The organism is Diaphorobacter sp. JS3050, assembly GCF_013154915.1.
GTDB lineage: Bacteria > Pseudomonadota > Gammaproteobacteria > Burkholderiales > Burkholderiaceae_C > Diaphorobacter > Diaphorobacter nitroreducens.
Window position 1 is genome coordinate 1,380,001 of sequence record NZ_CP053553.1, and the last position, 18,666, is coordinate 1,398,666.

The 18,666-nt window shown below is 65.4% G+C and carries 17 protein-coding genes and 2 rRNA genes (1 of these 19 only partly in view); 14 read left to right on the forward strand and 5 right to left on the reverse strand.

Annotated features, from left to right (window positions below; genetic code table 11):
* The 13 genes from HND92_RS06785 to HND92_RS06845 all read left to right on the forward strand — a co-directional run.
* Positions 1–1,278, forward strand: a 23S ribosomal RNA gene (locus HND92_RS06785) (it extends 1,597 nt beyond the left edge of the window).
* Positions 1,279–1,398: 120 nt separating this feature from the next.
* Positions 1,399–1,511: ribosomal RNA gene (gene rrf, locus HND92_RS06790) — 5S ribosomal RNA — on the forward strand.
* Between the two features lie 74 nt (positions 1,512–1,585).
* The gene (locus HND92_RS06795) at positions 1,586–2,323 is read left to right on the forward strand and encodes a 16S rRNA pseudouridine(516) synthase (RefSeq protein ID WP_172206589.1); all 738 of its coding nucleotides are present in this window, start codon (positions 1,586–1,588) and stop codon (positions 2,321–2,323) included.
* A gap of 159 nt (positions 2,324–2,482) precedes the next feature.
* On the forward strand, positions 2,483–3,457 hold the full coding sequence (locus tag HND92_RS06800) for a beta-propeller fold lactonase family protein (protein ID WP_172209187.1): 975 nt from the start codon (positions 2,483–2,485) through the stop codon (positions 3,455–3,457).
* Positions 3,444–4,280, forward strand: coding sequence for a polysaccharide deacetylase family protein (locus HND92_RS06805; RefSeq protein ID WP_172206590.1), 837 nt, complete (start codon positions 3,444–3,446; stop codon positions 4,278–4,280). The genes HND92_RS06800 and HND92_RS06805 overlap by 14 nt, the downstream gene beginning before the upstream one ends.
* 50 nt (positions 4,281–4,330) lie before the next feature.
* Positions 4,331–5,329: a sterol desaturase family protein gene (locus tag HND92_RS06810; protein ID WP_172206591.1), complete on the forward strand. Its 999-nt coding sequence runs from the start codon at positions 4,331–4,333 to the stop codon at positions 5,327–5,329.
* 27 nt (positions 5,330–5,356) lie between these two features.
* Complete coding sequence (locus tag HND92_RS06815) at positions 5,357–6,247, forward strand: EI24 domain-containing protein (RefSeq protein WP_253940112.1); 891 nt, start codon at positions 5,357–5,359, stop codon at positions 6,245–6,247.
* Positions 6,244–7,065 (forward strand): molybdopterin-binding protein, encoded by an 822-nt coding sequence (locus HND92_RS06820; protein WP_172206593.1) that lies wholly within the window; start codon positions 6,244–6,246, stop codon positions 7,063–7,065. Before HND92_RS06815 ends, HND92_RS06820 begins: the two co-directional genes overlap by 4 nt.
* 156 nt (positions 7,066–7,221) lie before the next feature.
* Entirely contained in the window at positions 7,222–8,637 is a 1,416-nt protein-coding gene (gene glnA, locus HND92_RS06825; RefSeq protein WP_047351607.1) for a type I glutamate--ammonia ligase, read from the forward strand.
* Positions 8,638–8,843: 206 nt separating this feature from the next.
* The gene (locus HND92_RS06830; RefSeq protein WP_015912808.1) at positions 8,844–9,347 is read left to right on the forward strand and encodes a hypothetical protein; all 504 of its coding nucleotides are present in this window, start codon (positions 8,844–8,846) and stop codon (positions 9,345–9,347) included.
* 34 nt (positions 9,348–9,381) lie between these two features.
* Positions 9,382–10,452, forward strand: coding sequence for a nitrogen regulation protein NR(II) (gene glnL / locus HND92_RS06835; RefSeq protein ID WP_047351613.1), 1,071 nt, complete (start codon positions 9,382–9,384; stop codon positions 10,450–10,452).
* Between the two features lie 51 nt (positions 10,453–10,503).
* Positions 10,504–12,039, forward strand: coding sequence for a nitrogen regulation protein NR(I) (gene ntrC, locus HND92_RS06840; protein ID WP_103738720.1), 1,536 nt, complete (start codon positions 10,504–10,506; stop codon positions 12,037–12,039).
* A gap of 181 nt (positions 12,040–12,220) precedes the next feature.
* A complete protein-coding gene (locus HND92_RS06845) occupies positions 12,221–13,174 on the forward strand; it encodes a PA2169 family four-helix-bundle protein (RefSeq protein ID WP_172206594.1) in 954 nt (317 codons plus the stop codon).
* Between the two features lie 40 nt (positions 13,175–13,214).
* Here the strand turns inward: HND92_RS06845 and xth are convergent, their stop codons facing one another.
* The 5 genes from xth to HND92_RS06870 all read right to left on the reverse strand — a co-directional run bounded on the left by xth (position 13,215) and on the right by HND92_RS06870 (position 17,341).
* Positions 13,215–13,991 (reverse strand): exodeoxyribonuclease III, encoded by a 777-nt coding sequence (xth, locus tag HND92_RS06850; protein WP_011804626.1) that lies wholly within the window; start codon positions 13,989–13,991, stop codon positions 13,215–13,217.
* A 70-nt stretch (positions 13,992–14,061) separates the two neighbouring features.
* Positions 14,062–14,556, reverse strand: coding sequence for a dihydrofolate reductase (locus HND92_RS06855; protein ID WP_172206595.1), 495 nt, complete (start codon positions 14,554–14,556; stop codon positions 14,062–14,064).
* A gap of 16 nt (positions 14,557–14,572) precedes the next feature.
* A complete protein-coding gene (locus tag HND92_RS06860; protein ID WP_088887181.1) occupies positions 14,573–15,406 on the reverse strand; it encodes a thymidylate synthase in 834 nt (277 codons plus the stop codon).
* Positions 15,407–15,458: 52 nt separating this feature from the next.
* On the reverse strand, positions 15,459–16,883 hold the full coding sequence (locus HND92_RS06865) for an FAD-binding oxidoreductase (protein ID WP_011804630.1): 1,425 nt from the start codon (positions 16,881–16,883) through the stop codon (positions 15,459–15,461).
* A 41-nt stretch (positions 16,884–16,924) separates the two neighbouring features.
* Complete coding sequence (locus tag HND92_RS06870; RefSeq protein ID WP_011804631.1) at positions 16,925–17,341, reverse strand: DUF2069 domain-containing protein; 417 nt, start codon at positions 17,339–17,341, stop codon at positions 16,925–16,927.
* A 21-nt stretch (positions 17,342–17,362) separates the two neighbouring features.
* Between HND92_RS06870 and HND92_RS06875 the strand changes: the two genes are divergently transcribed.
* Positions 17,363–18,652: a YihY family inner membrane protein gene (locus HND92_RS06875; RefSeq protein WP_172206596.1), complete on the forward strand. Its 1,290-nt coding sequence runs from the start codon at positions 17,363–17,365 to the stop codon at positions 18,650–18,652.
* Positions 18,653–18,666 lie beyond the last annotated feature (14 nt).

Sequence of the window (18,666 nt, forward strand, 5' to 3'; positions counted from 1 at the left end):
ACACTGGTGCGCGAGATGAGTATTCTAAGGCGCTTGAGAGAACTCAGGAGAAGGAACTCGGCAAATTGATACCGTAACTTCGGGAGAAGGTATGCCGCAAGTAGGTGAACTTGTACAAAGGGAGCCAAAAGCGGTTGCAAAAAATCGGTGGCTGCGACTGTTTAATAAAAACACAGCACTCTGCAAACACGAAAGTGGACGTATAGGGTGTGACGCCTGCCCGGTGCTGGAAGATTAAATGATGGGGTGCAAGCTCTTGATTGAAGTCCCAGTAAACGGCGGCCGTAACTATAACGGTCCTAAGGTAGCGAAATTCCTTGTCGGGTAAGTTCCGACCTGCACGAATGGCGTAACGATGGCCACACTGTCTCCTCCTGAGACTCAGCGAAGTTGAAATGTTTGTGATGATGCAATCTCCCCGCGGAAAGACGGAAAGACCCCATGAACCTTTACTGTAGCTTTGTATTGGACTTTGAACGGATCTGTGTAGGATAGGTGGGAGGCTTTGAAGTGAGGTCGCTAGATCTCATGGAGCCAACGTTGAAATACCACCCTGGTGCGTTTGAGGTTCTAACCTAGGTCCATTAGCTGGATCGGGGACAGTGCATGGTAGGCAGTTTGACTGGGGCGGTCTCCTCCCAAAGCGTAACGGAGGAGTTCGAAGGTACGCTAGTTACGGTCGGACATCGTGACGATAGTGCAATGGCATAAGCGTGCTTAACTGCGAGACTGACAAGTCGAGCAGATGCGAAAGCAGGACATAGTGATCCGGTGGTTCTGTATGGAAGGGCCATCGCTCAACGGATAAAAGGTACTCTGGGGATAACAGGCTGATACCGCCCAAGAGTTCATATCGACGGCGGTGTTTGGCACCTCGATGTCGGCTCATCTCATCCTGGGGCTGTAGTCGGTCCCAAGGGTATGGCTGTTCGCCATTTAAAGAGGTACGTGAGCTGGGTTTAAAACGTCGTGAGACAGTTTGGTCCCTATCTTCCGTGGGCGCTGCAGATTTGAGGAAGCCTGCTCCTAGTACGAGAGGACCGGAGTGGACACACCTCTGGTGTATCGGTTGTCACGCCAGTGGCATTGCCGAGTAGCTAAGTGTGGAAGAGATAACCGCTGAAAGCATCTAAGCGGGAAACTCGTTTCAAGATGAGATCTGCCGGGGCCTTGAGCCCCCTGAAGGGTCGTTGTAGACCACGACGTTGATAGGCTGGGTGTGGAAGTGCAGCAATGCATTAAGCTAACCAGTACTAATTGCCCGTGCGGCTTGACCCTATAACTTTGACTGCCAATCGCAGTTCAAGACTGTTATGCCAAGTACGCAATCAAATCCACGCTGATTCACAGACTCTATGAATTCGCTGTGCAGTCCTCACTGCTCAGCAACCCTTTATGCCTGATGACCATAGCAAGTTGGTCCCACTCCTTCCCATCCCGAACAGGACAGTGAAACGACTTCGCGCCGATGATAGTGCGGGTTCCCGTGTGAAAGTAGGTCATCGTCAGGCTCTTACAGCCCAAACCGCCCTCCCACTACAACAGTGGGAGGGCGTTTTGCTTTGCAGCGATAACGCCGTATTTCATGCAGCTTCAGGACATTCTCTATTCGCAAGGATTCGGCACGCGCCGCATTTGCGCCGGCTTGATTCAGCAGGGCAGAGTTGCCATTCATGCGACAGGCACCCGAGAGCCCACGATCTGCCAAGACGCGACGCAGGATATTGATGTCGAAAGTTTGGTGTTGCGCGTTCAAGGAGTGGATTGGCCATACCAACCCAAGGCCTATGTCATGCTCCATAAGCCTGCAGGAACCGAGTGTTCGCAGAAGCCATCGGCCTATCCCAGCATCTACACGTTGTTGCCCGCTCCGCTTAGGCAGAGGCCCAGCAAGGGTGCTGTGGATGGTGTGCAGGCCGTGGGGCGCTTGGACCAGGACACCACCGGTTTGCTGTTACTCAGTGACGATGGGCAATTCATCCACCGCATGAGTTCGCCCAAAAAGCATGTGCCAAAGGTATACCGTGTGACTGCCAAGCATCCCGTGACCAAGGAACAGGTCGACCGCTTGCTGGAAGGTGTGGTGCTCGATGATGACCCACGCCCTGTGCGGTCGGCTGCCTGCGCGCTAGTCGACGCGCATGTGCTTGACCTGACCCTGACGGAAGGGAAGTACCACCAAGTGAAGCGCATGATTGCCGCGGTAGGCAATCGGGTGGAAGCCTTGCATCGGTCGCACATCGGCCGTTTGGCATTGCCGGCGGATATGCAGCCGGGGGAGTGGCGTTGGCTCGGCGAAGAGGACCTCGCCCTGCTGCGGTAGCGAAAGACAGACAAGTGGTCTGCGCCCGTCGCGATCCAATAGGCGGTTGCGTCAACGTCGCGCACATCGCGTCCGTTGTCTGCAAGTCACTTCTGTGAGTGATGTCCGAATGTTCGCAGGCGGGTGCCCAGTAGGAAGGGGAGCAGGGTGGTCAATCAGATGATGAGGCGCGTGGCATGCGCGTGGTGGGCTGCTTGGCTGGTGTGGGGAACGTCCGCTGGTGCGAGTGAGCCACCGGTGTTCGTTCTCAATTCGCTGCAGGCGGACATCAGCGTCATCGACCCCGCGACCTGGACCGAAATCGGCCGTATTGCCACTGGCAAGGAGCCGCACCACCTGTACCTCACGCCTGACGAGAAATCGCTGATTGTTGCCAACGCGCTCGGCGATAGCCTGACCTTCGTGGACCCGGCCACTGCGCAAGTGCAGCGTACGGTGCGGGGGATCGTGGATCCTTACCACTTGCGGTTTTCACCCGACATGAAATGGTTGGTCACGGCGGCCAACCGCCTCAACCATGTGGACTTCTACCGTTGGGACGGCAAGGAGCTCACGCTCGTGCAGCGCGTGTCCACTGGCAAGACGCCAAGCCACCTGTGGATCGATGCCGGCAGCCGCACGGTGTATTCGACCATGCAGGACAGCGATGAGCTGGTGGCCATCGATATATCGACGCAAAAGATCAAGTGGCGCACAAAGACAGGTGCCATGCCGGCGGATGTGTACGGCAGCCCCGACGGCAAGCATCTTTTTGTCGGCCTTACCGGCAGCGATAGCGTGGAGGTCTTCGATATTGTCGGTGAGCAGCCGCGCAGCGTGCAACGCATCAAGACGGGAGATGGCGCCCATGCCTTTCGCGCTGCGGGCGACGGTCGCCATCTGTTCGTGAGCAACCGAGTGGCCAATACCATCAGCAAGATCGACATGCAGGCGCTGCGCGTGGTGGATGGCTATCCGGCGCCCGGCGGGCCGGACTGCATGGATGTCTCGGCGGATGGTCGCTGGCTCTACGTCAGCGCCCGCTGGGCGCGCAAGATGCTCGTGATCGACACGGTGGAGCGCAAGGTGGCACGGGCCGTTCAAGTGGGCAAGTCTCCCCACGGCGTTTGGACACTCCGACATGCCAGGCGCTGAGCCACGCGGCCGCTCCCCCGGAGCACGGCGGACGTGGCATATTTGTTTTGCTTCAATTTTGATAGCTGCTTGCGCTTATCCAGCAAGCGCTACAGGCCAAAATGACTGCAAAGGCGCGGTGTACCTGACTTTTGACACTGGCCACATGGGCGTTGCGCATCTGGTGGCCGAGGTGCTGCAGCGCCAGCAGGTCAAGGCGACCTTCTTTGCCGCAGACGAACCGACTCAGACGGGCGGCAGCAGCCTGGATGGCTACTGGGCGCCCTGGTGGCGCGCGCGCGCTGCAGAAGGGCACGAGTTCGCATCGCACACGCTGCACCATGTGTACTGGCGTGCCGACCAGGGGACGCCGCTGCAGCCGCGGTTCAAGGTCAGACCATCGGCCGGTCCTCAGGCAGGTCAGGACCTGACGATGACGGGGGCGCAATACTGCGCACAGATCGATGGCGCTGCGAGCAGGTTGCGTGTCCTGACGGGCCGGGAGCCGCTCCCGCTATTCCGCGCGCCGGGCGGCAAGACCTCGCAGCGCCTGCTGGAGGCTGCCAAGTCCTGCGGTTATACGCATGTGGGATGGAGTGCTGCAGGGTTCCTCGGGGACGAGCTGCCCAGCGACCACTACAGCAATACGGCCCTGCTGGAGCGTGCGTTGCGCACCGTTCGTGACGGCGACATCCTGCTGGCGCATCTGGGCATCTGGTCACGCAAGGATCCATGGGCACCCGCTGTGCTGGAACCTCTCGTCAAAGGCCTGAAGGCGCGGGGCCTGTGCTTTCGCACGCTGCGCGAGCATCCTGTGTACGGAGCACAAGCGCAGAGAAAATGACACAACGCCCGGCTATGCTGCCGCGCACCCACGCAACGCCACGGTGACTCATGTCAGGGCTGACCTATTTATTCGATACCGCGCAGCAATGGCTGTTCGAGACGCTGGTACAGCCCGCGCTCTTCATGCTGGGCCAGGCCAATGTGCTGGAGGACGGTTATGCCGCCACCGGGTGGCTGCTGGTGGGACTGCTGCAACTGGGGGTGATGGTCACGGTGATCGGGCCTTTGGAGCGCTGGCGCCCGGTGGAGCCGTTGCGCGACCGTGGTGCCGTGCACGTGGACATGCTTTACACGCTGATCCATCGCCTGGGTCTTTTTCGCCTGGCACTGTTCTTCACCACGGAGCCTCTGTGGAATGCACTGTTTGGCGCCCTGCGCGCCCATGGCTGGAAGACCCTGCAGCTGGATGCGCTCTGGCCGGGTGTCTCCGACTTGCCCGTCGTGAGCCTGCTGCTGTACCTGCTGGTGTTCGACTTCGTGGACTATGGGATCCACCGCGGCCAGCACCGCTTTGAATGGTGGTGGAGGCTGCATGCGCTCCACCATTCGCAGCGGCAGATGACGATGTGGAGCGACAACCGCAACCATCTGCTGGACGATCTGCTGCGCGATGCCATCATCGTGTTCGTCGCGCAGTGCATCGGTGTGGCGCCGGGGCAGTTTGTCGCCATCGTGGCCCTCACTCAGCTCAGCGAGAACCTGCACCACGCCAACCTGCACCTGTGGTTCGGCCAGGTGGGCGAGCGCCTGTGGGTCAGCCCGCGTTTCCACCGCATGCACCACGCCATGGGCCTGGGCCCTGAAGCTGCGCCTGGGCAGGGAACCCACCAGCACCCGCATGCGGCAGTGCTGGGGGGCAATAACTTCGGCGTGTTGTTGCCGTGGTGGGACATGTTGTTCGGTACGGCCAACTTCGAGCACCGCTACGAGCCCACGGGCGTGCGCGACCAGGTGGAGGCGGACGCGGACGGCCGCGTGCGTGATTACGGGCAGGGGTTCTGGGCGCAGCAGTGGCGCGGCCTGCTGCGGCTGGTGGGGCGGGCGTAGAGAGCCGATCGCGCTATGCTCGCGCGCATGGGGCTTTTCATCGATTCCTTCTGGCGCGCAGTGGGCTATTGCCTGATGCCGCGCGTCATTGCGCTGTCGCTGCTGCCGCTGGTGCTGATCACGGTGGTGGCGCTGGGCAGCGGCTACCTGTTCTGGACGACTGCCGTGGCCTGGACGCAGACGGCGCTGGAAAGCTCCACCTGGCTGGGCCTGCTGTGGGGGTGGCTGCACAACTTTGGCGTGGATAACCTGCCCGTGGCGCTGGCGCCGCTGCTGGTGCTCATGGGAGCCACGCCGCTGATCGTCATTGTCTGCGTGCTCGCGGTGGCCGTATTGATGGCCCCTGCCATCGTGACTTTGGTGGCGCAGCGGCGTTTTGCGCAACTGCAGCGCAAGCGGGGCGGTTCATTCCTCGCCAGCGTGCTGTGGTCTCTGGGGTCGACCATCGCGGCGCTCATTGCGCTGGTGCTGTCCATGCCGCTGTGGCTGGTCCCGCCGCTGGTGTTGATCCTGCCTCCGCTCATCTGGGGATGGCTCACCTACCGGGTCATGGCCTTTGACGCACTGGCCGAACACGCGAGCAAGCCGGAGCGGCAGGAGATTTTCAAGCGCCATCAGCTCAGCCTGCTGAGCATTGGCGTGCTGAGCGGATTTCTAGGGGCCGCGCCCGGCATTGTCTGGGCGTCGGGCGTGGTGTTCGCAGCGGCGTTCCTCGTCCTGGTGCCGATCGCCATCTGGATCTATACGCTGGTGTTCGCCTTCTCATCGCTGTGGTTCACGCATTTCTGTCTGGCCGCGCTGCAACAGCTGCGCGAGCAGCGAGGCGAACGGCCGCCGGGCGATACGCCTGCAACCGCCGCGCCCGCAACGCCAGCGTCTTCTTTGCCATCCTCGTCTCACCTGCAGGACAACCCATGACACCGGCTTTCGGCCTCATCATCGTTGGCGATGAAATCCTCTCGGGCAAGCGGGCGGACAAGCACCTCGCCAAGGTCATCGAACTGCTTGCGGCACGCGGGCTTGCGCTGTCCTATGCGGACTACGTAGGCGACGACCGTCCGCGCATCACGGCGGCGCTGCAGCGGGCCTTTGCCTCGTCGGACATCGTGTTCAGTTGCGGCGGCATTGGTGCCACTCCCGACGACCACACGCGCCAGTGCGCGGCGGCCGCATTGCAACGCCCGCTGGTCCTGCACCCCGAGGCCAAGCGCCTGATCACCGAGCGCATGCAGGATGTGGCACGGGAGCAGGGCGAGGCGTTCGACCCCGACCGCGCCGACAATCTGCATCGGCTGAACATGGGCGTTTTTCCTGAGGGCGCGCGCATCATTCCCAACCCTTACAACAAGATCCCCGGCTTCTCGTGTGACGGCCCTGGGGGCGGCATGGTGCATTTCGTGCCGGGGTTCCCGGTCATGGCCTGGCCTATGGTGGACTGGGCACTCCAGCATTACTGTGCCCGGTGGTTCAACCAGCAGCCGCAGATGGAGCGCTCCGTCGTGCTTTACGGCGCGATGGAAGCCGCGCTGACCCCGCTCATGGAGCGGGTCGAGGCCGGACATCCGGGGATCAAGGTGTTCAGCCTGCCGAGCGTGGACCATCCGGTGCACGGGCGCCATGTGGAATTGGGCGTCAAGGGGGCCGCTGCCTTGGTGCCTGCCGCGTGGCAGGCGCTGCAGGAAGGTTTGCACCAAACAGGTGCATCCATAGGCCCTGAAATGGTGCGCAAATGGTAAGAAGGCGGGCCACTTAAAATCCTGCACGCGTTTGGTGCGCCGTCGCAGGGCTCTGCGCCCGGCTTGCCCCGTACGGGTGTCCCCATTCGCTGGCACGCAAACTGCTTTTCTGTGCGCATCATTGTTGATGAGCACTTCTATCCCTGGAGAACCCTGATGGCCAAGACCGTTGCAGACGTGATGAAGATGGTGAAGGAAAACGAAGTCAAGTTCGTGGACTTCCGCTTCACGGATACCCGCGGCAAGGAACAGCACGTCACCGTGCCGATCTCGCACTTCGACGAAGACAAGTTCGCCTCGGGCCATGCGTTCGACGGCTCGTCGGTCGCCGGCTGGAAGGGGATCGAGGCGTCGGACATGCTGCTCATGCCCGATCCGAACACCGCCAACATCGACCCGTTCTTCGAAGAAACCACCATGATCATGGCGTGCGACGTGGTGGAGCCGGCCGACGGCAAGGCCTACGACCGCGACCCGCGCTCCATCGCCAAGCGTGCCGAGGCGTACCTGAAGGCCTCCGGCATGGGCGACACGGCCTACTTCGGCCCGGAGCCCGAGTTCTTCATCTTCGACGGCGTGCGCTGGAGCACCGATCCCAACCACACCTTCTACGAGATCGAAGAGTACGAAGCCCCCTGGAACACCGGCGCCAAGCTCGAAGGGGGCAACCGCGGCCACCGTCCTACCACCAAGGGCGGCTATTTCCCCGTGCCCCCGGTCGACAGCACGCAGGACATGCGCGCCGAGATGTCCCTGATCCTTGAATCCCTGGGCATTCCGGTCGAGGTGTTCCACCACGAAGTGGCCGGTGCCGGCCAGAACGAGATCGGCACCCGGTTCAGCACGCTGGTGGAGCGTGCCGACTGGACCATGCTGCAGAAGTACGTGATCCACAACGTGGCCAACGCCTACGGCAAGACCGCCACCTTCATGCCCAAGCCCTACCACGGCGACAACGGCTCGGGCATGCACGTGCACCAGTCGGTCTGGAAGGACGGCAAGAACCTGTTCGCCGGCGACGGCTATGCGGGTCTGTCGGACTTCGCGCTGTACTACATCGGCGGCATCATCAAGCACGCTCGCGCACTGAACGCCATCACGAACCCGGGCACCAACAGCTACAAGCGTCTGGTGCCGCACTTCGAGGCGCCGGTGAAGCTGGCTTACTCGGCCAAGAACCGCTCGGCCTCCATCCGCATCCCGTTCGTGGCCAACCCGAAGGGCCGCCGTGTGGAAGCGCGCTTCCCCGATCCGCTGATGAACCCCTACCTGGGCTTTGCGGCCCTGCTGATGGCGGGTCTGGACGGCGTGGAAAACAAGATCCACCCGGGCGAAGCCGCTACCAAGGACCTGTACCACCTGCCGCCCGAGGAAGACAAGCTGGTGCCCACCGTGTGCCACAGCCTGGACCAGGCGCTGGAAGCGCTGGACAAGGACCGCGCGTTCCTGACCAAGGGCGGCGTGTTCACCGACTCCATGCTCGACGCCTACATCGAGCTGAAGATGCAGGAAGTCACGCGCTTCCGCATGGCCGTGCATCCCGTCGAGTACGACATGTACTACTCGCTGTGATGGCAGGGGCTTAGGCCCCCGGCTGTTGTCAACAGGGCGGCTCCGGCCGCCTTTTTCTATGGGCGGGCTGCGTGCCGGGTGGACGGAGCACGGCAGCCCGTCGCACCAAAACCGCAGCGTTGGGCCGCCGCAATTGGCGGGTTGGAATGATTGGGGGATACTCACCGGCACCGCGCATGCCCGACGCATGCCATGTGAGGAATTCGATGAAAAGCACTTTGTTCGCCCTGACCGTTATCGCCGCCGTGCTGCAGCCCGCCTGGGCGCAGGACCGCATCTACCGCTGCGGCAACGAATACACCAACAACGCCACGCAGGCCAAGGAGCGCGGCTGCAAGCTCGTGGAAGGTGGCAATGTGACGGTGCTGCAGGGTTCGCGACCGGCGGCGGCCTCCTCGGGCGGCAGCGCCGGCGCTTCCGGTGCCAGCGCCAGCAGTTCGCCCGCGAACGCTCCGCGCGTGGGCGCGGCCGACCAACGTGCGCGCGACGCCGATGCGCGCGCCATCCTGGAGTCTGAACTGAGCAAGGCGGAAACCCGCCTGGCCGAGTTGCGCAAGGAGTACAACGACGGCTCGCCTCAGCGCACGGCGCTGGAGCTGCGCAACCCGCAGGGCTACATCGAGCGCACGGCCGAGCTCAAGGCCAGCGTGGCCCGGGCCGAGGCCGATGTGGCCGGCATCAAGCGCGAACTCTCGCGCCTGAACAAGTAAACGCCGCGGTCCCCGCGTGCGGCACAAAGGCGCGATCATCCAAGAGCCCACCCCAACGGACCGCTACCAGGCGCTGGACCTCGTCTCCACGCTGATTGCCGTGCTGCACCCCGGCGGGGCGGCCCTCTTCGTCAACGCTGCGCTGGAAAACGCCCTGGGCCTGTCGCGCCGCACGCTGGAAGGCGTGGACTTCGCAGGCCTGTTCACCGATCCGACCATCCTGCAGACGGCGTTGGCCGGCGCGCGCGGGCGCGACTTCGCGGCGCTGCGCTTCGAAGCCGTGCTGCGCCGCTCGCCGCAGGAGCCTTTGCCGGTGCACGCCAGCGTGGCGGTGGTGGAGCACAGCGGCGACGTGATCGTAGAGCTGTGGCCCCTGGAGGCGCAGGCGCGCCAGGACCGCGAGGAGCGGCTGCGCGAGCAGGCGCAGGCCAACAAGGAGCTGATCCGCAATCTGGCGCACGAGATCAAGAACCCGCTGGGCGGCATCCGAGGGGCGGCGCAGCTGCTGGAGATGGAGCTGGAAAGCCGCGACCTGACCGAGTACACCCAGGTCATCATCCACGAGGCCGACCGCCTGCAAAGCCTGGTGGATCGGCTGCTGGCGCCGCACCGCCACCCGCACCTCGTCGGCGATGTGAATATCCACGAGGTCTGCGAGCGCGTGCGCTCCCTGGTACTGGTTGAGCATCCGCAGGGCCTGGCCGTGCTGCGCGACTATGACACCTCCATCCCTGAGTTTCGCGGCGACCGCGCGCAGCTCATCCAGGCCGTGCTGAACATCGTGCAGAACGCGGCGCAGGCGTTGCACGAGCGCATTGCCGCGGGCGACGCGGTCATCACGCTGCGCACGCGCGTGGCGCGGCAGGTCACGTTCGGGCGCCAACGCTACCGGCTGGCATTGGAATTGCATGTCATCGACAACGGACCGGGCGTGCCCGAAGCCATCAAGGAGCGGATCTTCTATCCGCTGGTGACGGGGCGGGACGGGGGATCTGGACTGGGCTTGACGCTGGCGCAAACCTTTGTGCAGCGACACCATGGGCTCATTGAGTGCGAGAGCCAGCCGGGCCGCACCGACTTCCGCATCCTCATACCACTGCCTTGAGTCCCTGACACGCACGACCCCAACGGGTAAAGGTAAAGGGAGCTGGAACACATGAAGCCGATCTGGATAGTAGACGACGACCCTTCGATCCGCTTCGTCCTCGAAAAGGCGCTGGCGCGCGAAAACCTGCCCACGCGCAGCTTCACGCAGGCGCGCGATGTACTGGACGCGCTGGCCGATGTGGCCGCGGGCGACCCCACCCACCAGGGACCGCAGGTCCTAGTGAGCGATATCCGCATGCCGGGTGGCTCCGGCCTGCAATTGCTGGAGAAGGTGCGCGGCCTGCAACCTGGTCTGCCGGTCATCGTGATGACGGCGTATTCCGACCTGGACAGCGCCGTGTCCGCCTTCCAGGGCGGCGCCTTCGAATACCTGCCCAAGCCGTTCGACCTGCCCAAGGCGGTGGAGCTGATCCGCCGCGCCGTGGAGGAGAGCCAGCGCGAGGAGGTCGCCGAGCAGCAGCTCACCGCCATGCCCGAGATGCTGGGCCAGGCACCCGCCATGCAGGACGTGTTCCGCGCCATCGGCCGGCTGAGCCAGAGCGTGGTCACGGTGCTGATCACGGGCGAATCCGGCTCGGGCAAGGAACTCGTGGCACGCGCGCTGCACAAGCACTCGCCCGTGGCGGGTGGGCCCTTCGTGGCCATCAACACTGCGGCCATCCCGAAGGACCTGCTGGAGAGCGAGCTCTTCGGCCATGAGCGCGGCGCCTTCACGGGCGCGCAGACGCAGCGGCGCGGGCGCTTCGAGCAGGCCGAGGGCGGCACGCTGTTCCTCGACGAAATCGGCGACATGCCCTTCGACCTGCAGACGCGCCTGCTGCGCGTGCTGTCGGACGGTCAGTTCTACCGCGTGGGCGGCCATGCCGCCGTGAAGGCCAATGTGCGCGTGATCGCCGCCACGCACCAGAACCTGGAGCAGCGCGTGAAGGACGGGGCCTTCCGCGAGGACCTGTTCCACCGCCTCAACGTGATCCGCCTGCGCCTGCCGGCGCTGCGCGAGCGCAGCGAAGACGTGGCCATGCTCACACGCTACTTTCTGCAGCGCAGCGCAAGGCAGCTGGGCGTGGAGCCCAAGCGCATCTCCGACGCGGCGCTGGCCCTGCTCACACGCTTTGCCTTCCCCGGCAACGTGCGCCAGCTGGAGAACATCTGCCACTGGCTGACGGTGATGGCGCCCGCGCAGGTCATCTCGGCGCAGGACCTGCCGCCCGAGGTGCTGGAGGCCACGCCGCATCCCGCCGCGCCGTTGCAGGGCGTGGCGGACGAGGTCGCCGCTGGCGCGACGAGCGCGTCGGCCCCCGCGCTGCCGCCTGCGCCGGCGGGCACGCGCACCGACCAGGCTGCGGCCCTGGATGGCATGGGCTGGGAGCCCGCGCTGGTGAGCGAGGCCCAGCAGTTGCTGCGCAGCGGCCAGGCCGACGTGTGGGACGTGCTCACGCGGCGTTTCGAGTCGCGCCTGATCCGCACGGCGCTGCAGGCCACGCACGGGCGGCGTATGGAAGCGGCGCAGCGCCTGGGCATCGGCCGCAACACCATCACGCGCAAGATCCAGGAACTGGGCCTGGATGCGCACGATGATGAGTGAAACAAGGCGCTGGCGCTTTGAGGACAAGCGCTAGAAGCTATTGATTCGATAGCATAAGACCTTGTGGCGCGCATGCACAGCGTGCGCGTGAGTCCTACAGGCAGGGGATGCCGTCACCGACCCGATGGTGCCCGGGGGGCTTCAACAATGAATTCATTGTTCAACCAACCGGAGTCGATACATGTCGGATTTCAAGGATGCCAATCGTGACCCCCTGACCAATGAACCGGGGGCCCACCCCATCGGCACGGGCGTAGGCGCCGCGGGCGGAGCCGTTGCGGGCGCCGCCACGGGCGCCATCGGCGGCCCCATCGGTGCTGCCGTGGGCGGTGTGGCGGGAGCCATTGTCGGCGGTCTGGCCGGCAAGGCGGCGGCCGAGGCGGTCAACCCCACGGCCGAGGACGCCTACTGGCGTGAAACCTACCAGCGCGAACCGTACTACGTGACCGGCCGGGCCTACGAAGAATACCGCCCCGCCTATGAGATGGGCTGGAGCGCCGCCAGCCGCTACCCCGGTGATTTTGAAACGGTAGAGCCCGAACTGTCGCGCGACTGGGGCCGCGCCCGGGCCCAAAGCTCGCTGGAATGGGCGCAGGCCCAGCCCGCCGCGCGCGCCGCGTGGGACCGCGTGCGCCGCAACCCCACGGTGACCGCGTCGGGCACCGCGGCAGGCGCCACGCTGATGGACAACGAGGACGTGGTGGACGTGCTGGACGATCTGCTGGAATGCAGCCGCGACGGCGAGTACGGGTTTCGCACCTCGGCCGAGCGTGCGGAATCGCCCGAACTCAAGAGCCTGCTGGAGCGCCGCGCCCAGGAATGCGCAACCGCCGCCACGGAGCTGGAGAGCGCGATCCGCAGCCACGGCGGCGAGCCCTCCAGCGGCGGCACCATGGCCGGCGCGCTGCACCGCGGCTGGGTGTCGGTGAAGGCGGCGCTGAGTACCTATGACGACAAGGCCGTGCTGGAAGAGTGCGAGCGCGGCGAGGACGTGGCCGTGGCCCGCTACAACAAGGCGCTGGAGAACGCACTGCCACCCGCCGTGCGCGCCCTGGTCGAGCGCCAGGCCCAGGGCGTGAAGCGCAACCACAACGAAGTGCGCGCGCTGCGCAACCGTTACCAGGCCGCGTCCTGATGGCCTTCAGCGCGGGCGCCTGTCGCCCGCGTTGGCCACCTCAGCCCAGCGACACCACGACCGGCGCGTGGTCGCTGGGCTGCGGATTTTTGCGCGGCGCGCGGTCGATGCGGCAGGCCGTCACGGAGGGCCGCAGCGCAGCGCTGACCAGGATGTGGTCGATGCGCAGCCCGCGGTTCTTCTGAAACCCCAGCATGCGGTAGTCCCACCACGAGTAGCTCTTCTCGGGCTGATCGAACAGGCGGAAGGCGTCGGTCAGGCCCAGCCCCAGCAGGTCCTGGAAGTGCTGGCGCTCCTCTACCGTGTGGTGGATGGTGTCCTTCAAGCCCACGGGATCGAAGGAGTCGCGGTCCTCGGGGGCCACATTGAAGTCGCCCACCAGCACCAGCCGTGGATGCGCGGCCAGCTCGGTGCGCAGCCAGTCGCGCAGCGCCTCCAGCCACAGCAGCTTGTAGCTGAACTTCTCGGTCCCTGGCGCCTGGCCATTCACAAAGTAGCAGTTCACCAGGCGCAGCGGGCCTTCAGGCGTATCCAGCGTAGCGGCGATGACGCGGGCCTGCTCGTCGCCATGGCCCGGGATATTGCGCACCACGTCGCGCAGCGGCGTGCGGCTGAGGATGGCCACGCCGTTATAGGTCTTCTGGCCGAAGCACACCGCGTGGTAGCCTGCTGCTTCGAAGGCGTCGTGCGGGAATTTCTCGTCCACCAGCTTGAGCTCTTGCAGGCCAATGGCGTCCACGGGGTTGGCCTCCAGCCAGGCCAACACCTGCGGCAGGCGCACGGAGAGGGAATTGATGTTCCAGGTGGCGATTTGCATTTTTTTGGCCTCCAGCGCTTGTCCAGCAAGCGCAAGCAGCTATCAAAAATAGAGTGATAAAGGCGGGGCGTCAGCCGCGGCGCTCGAAGGTCACGAAGGCGTAGGGCAGGCCGCCCGCGCCCACATGGCTGCTGCGAGCCGTTTCCACCCATTCCGGTCCCAGGGCCGGCGCGTAGGCATCGCCCTCGTAGTCCTGCGCGATCTCGGTCACCTCGACGCGCGCCGCCAGGGGCAGTGCCTGGGTGTAGATCTGCGCGCCGCCGATGACCCATGCCGTGGTGCTGCCGGACTGCTGGGCCAAGGCGAGTGCCTCAGGCAGGCTGGACGCGCGCTGGGCGCCGCTTTCCTGCCAGTCGGCCTGGCGCGTCACGACGATGTTGGCGCGCCCCGGCAGCGGCCGAAAGCGCGGGGGCAGCGAGTCCCAGGTCTTGCGGCCCATGATCACCGGATGGCCCTGCGTGAGCGCCTTGAAATGCGCCAGGTCTTCGGGCAAATGCCAGGGCATGGTGCCGTTCTTGCCGATCACGCCGTTGGCGGCGCGCGCGTAGATCAGGTTCACTTGCATGGCCGTCCGTCCCGCCTCAGACCGCCACCGGCGCCTTGATGGCGGGGTGGTGTTCGTAGCCCACCACTTCGAAGTCTTCGTAGGCGTAATCAAAGATGGATGCGGGCCGGCGCTTGATCTGCAGCGTCGGGTAGGCATAGGGCTGGCGTGCCAGTTGGGTCTGCACCTGCTCGAAATGGTTGCTGTAGATATGGCAGTCGCCGCCGGTCCAGATGAAATCGCCCACCTGCAGGTCGCACTGCTGCGCCACCATGTGCGTGAGCAGCGCGTATGACGCGATGTTGAACGGCACGCCCAGGAAGATGTCTGCGCTGCGCTGGTAGAGCTGGCAGCTCAGTTTGCCCGGCTCACCAGCCACCTGCGATGGCGCCACGTAGAACTGGAAGAACGCGTGGCAGGGCATGAGCGCCATCCGGTCCAGCTCGGCCACGTTCCAGGCGCTCACGATGATGCGGCGGCTGTCGGGGTGGGTCTTGAGCGTGTCGATCACCTGCTGGATCTGGTCGATGTGGCCGCCGTCCGGCGTGGGCCAGCTGCGCCACTGCACGCCGTACACGGGGCCCAGGCTGCCGTCGTCGCGCGCCCACTCGTCCCAGATGGTGCAGCCGCGCTCCTGCAGCCAGCGCACGTTGCTGTCGCCGCGCAGGAACCACAGCAGCTCCAGGATGATGGACTTGAGGTGCACCTTCTTGGTGGTCACCAGCGGAAAGCCTTCGGCCAGGTCAAAGCGCATCTGGTGGCCGAACACGCTCCTGGTGCCCGTGCCCGTGCGGTCGCCCTTGGCCGTGCCATGTTCGAACACATGGCGCATCAGGTCTTCGTATTGGTGGCGGATGGGGCGTGGGGTCATGGTCTTGAATGAAAAGTGGCTCCAGCGCTTGCTAGACAAGCGCCAACAGCTCTCATTTTTGAAGAATGCAGCCCGGGTTCATGAGGCCCTGCGGGTCCAGGGCCTGCTTGATGGCGCGCATCAGCCCCAGGGCCACGGGCGACTTGTACTGCGCCAGCTTGTCGGCCTTGAGCACGCCCACGCCGTGCTCGGCCGAGAACGAGCCGTCGAACTGCGCCACCGCGTCGTACACCAGGGCGTTGACGCGGTCCTCCTGCGTGCGCAGGAACTCCCGCGCATCGCCGCCCGCCGGCGCCTGTACGTTGTAGTGCAGATTGCCGTCGCCCAGGTGGCCGAAGTTGACCAGGCGCACGCCGGGAATCTCGCGCTGCAGCAGCGCATCGGTGTGCTCCACGAACGCGGGGATGCGCGACGCGGCGATCGAAATGTCGTGCTTGATGTTCAGGCCTTCTTCGGCCTGGGCCAGCGGAATGCTCTCGCGGATATGCCACAGCTCATGCGCTTGCGACAGGCTCTCGGCGACCACGGCGTCCAGCACGCAGCCGTCCTCGAAGGCCAGTTCCAGCAGCGCCTCGAAGCGCTGGCGCGCGTGTTCTTCGGATTCGCTGTCGCTGTTTTCCAGCAGCACGTAGTAGGGTGGCGCGCCGTCCAGCCCGGCGAACGGCACGCGCAGCTGCGGCATGTGCTTGATGACCAAAGACAGCGCGAACTGCCCCATCACCTCGAAACCCGTGAGCCCGGCCCCCAGGTGCTGATGCGACAGGCCCAGCAGGCGCACGGCCGCCCCCATCGACGGCACGGCGGCCCAGGCGGTGAGCTGCGCAGCGGGCTGGGGGAAGAGCTTCATGGTGGCCGCGGTGATGATGCCGAGCGTGCCTTCGCTGCCGATGTACAGGTCGCGCAGGTCGTAGCCGGTGTTGTCCTTGCGCAGGCCCGAGAGGCCGTTCCACACCTCGCCCCGGGGCGTAACCACCTCCAGGCCCAGGCACAGCTCGCGCGTGTTGCCGTAGCGCACCACCTGCGTGCCGCCGGCATTGGTGGACAGGTTGCCGCCGATGGTGCAACTGCCTTCTGCGGCAAGCGACAGCGGGAACAGCAGATCGGCTTTCTCGGCCGTCTCCTGCAGGGCCTGCAATATGCAGCCGGCCTCCACCGTCATGGTGAGGTTGTCGCGGTCGATGGCGCGCACCGCGTTCATGCGCGTGAGGTTCAGCACCACCTGTGTGCCGCTGCCGTCGGGCGTGCTGCCCACCGACAGGCCGGTGTTGCCGCCCTGCGGCACGATCGCCACGCCGGCATCGGCACAGGCGCGCACCACTGCTGCCACCTCGGCCGTGGAGCCCGGGCGCACCACGGCCAGTGACTTGCCATGGGAGCGCTTGCGCCAGTCCTGTTCATAGGCGGCAAGGTCGCCCTCGGTCAGTACATGGGCGGCGCCGACGATCCGGCGCAGGGTGTCGAGCAGGGCAGTGGTCATGGCGGTCAATCCAGTCGATGTCAGGCAGAGGCTCAGTACGCTCATGCAGGCGCGGCAGCGCGGGCCGCCTTGGCGGCACGCTGGCGCAGCCGCACATGCAGCGCGCAGGCGGTGAACAGCAGCAGGCACAGCACGATCTCCAGGCCCGCCAGCCAGTTGCCGGGCGCCGGGTCGCTCCATGCGCGCACCACCCCTTCGGTGAAATACAGCCACACCAGCAGGCTGACCCAGCGGTAGGTGTACATGCGCCGCTTGAGCAGCCCGGCCAGCGGCACCGCCAGCGGCAGGGCCTTGAGCGCCAGCCACGAGCCGCCCGGGCGCACCGGCGCCAGCCACAGCTCCCAGGCCAGGCACAGCACGATCAGCGCCGCCAGGCTGCCCACGGCCAGCCAGCGCGTGGCCGCCACGTCGGTGGCGATGTGCAGGGCGGGGGCGGGGGGCAGGGTTTCGCGATGCATGGGGCTGGCATCATATCGGTCATGTCGTTGTCCCTACAGTCCATTGCAGTGCGTGCCGAGGAGTGGCTGGTGGAGCTTTCCCACTTCCCCTGGCGCACCACCGCGCAGACGCTGCGCGAGCGCTTTCGCGAGGACCGCCTGGGGCTGACGGCCAGCAGCCTCACCTTCACCACGCTGCTGTCGCTGGTGCCGTTCGTGACGGTGGCGCTGGCCATGTTCACCGTGTTCCCCATGTTTGCCGAGATGCAGCTCGTGCTGCAGCGCTGGCTGGTGGACAGCCTGGTGCCCGACAGCATCTCGCGCCCGGTGCTGGGCTACCTCACGCAGTTCGCCGCCAAGGCGCATGGCCTGGGCGCGGCGGGCTTGTCCATCCTCATGGTGACCGCGCTGGCGCTGATCCTCACCATCGACCGCACGCTCAACAACATCTGGCGCGTGCAGCGCCTGCGCCCGCTGGGCCAGCGCGTGCTGATCTACTGGGCCGCGCTCACGCTTGGTCCGCTGGTGCTGGCGGCCAGCCTGGCGCTGACCACCTCGGTCGCCAGCGCCGCGTCGCGCGGTATCGGCGACACGCTACCGGGCGGAGCGCGCCTGCTGTTCGATGCGATCGAGTTCTTCGTGCTGGCCGCCGGCATGGCGGCGCTGTACCGCTATGTGCCCAACACCCAGGTGCACTGGCGCCACGCCTGGGCGGGCGGGGTATTCGTCGCTGTGGGCATCGAGCTGGCCAAGAAAGTGCTGTCGCTGTACCTGGCGTCGGTACCCACCTATTCGGTGCTGTACGGCACGTTCGCCACGCTGCCCATCTTGCTGCTGTGGGTGTACGTGGCCTGGGTCATCGTGCTGCTGGGTGCGGTGGTGGCCGCCTATCTGCCGAGCCTGCTCGCCGGCGTGGCGCGCTGCGCCACGGGCGAGGGCTGGGCCTTCTTGCTGGCCGTGGAGGTGCTGCAGCAGCTGCACCGCGCGCGCCAGCAACCGCCCCACGGGCTGAGCGTGCTGGAGCTGGCCCAGCGGCTGCGCGTGGATGTGCTGCAGGTGGGGTCCGTGCTGCCGGTGCTGGCGGCGCTGGATTGGGTGGTGCGGGTGGACGAGACGGCCGCCGATGGGTCCGACGCAGCCGACGCACGCTACGTGCTGCTGGCCGAGCCGGCCACCACGCACATGGAGCCGCTGGTGCAGCGCCTGCTGCTGGCGCGCACCCCGCCGCTGGAGCGCCTGTGGGCGCACACGGGGCTGGAGGTGCTCACGCTGGCCGACGTGCTGCCGCGCGAGTCCGTGCAGCGGCCGCCTGAGATGCTCCTTAAACGATAGCTGTTAGCGCTTGA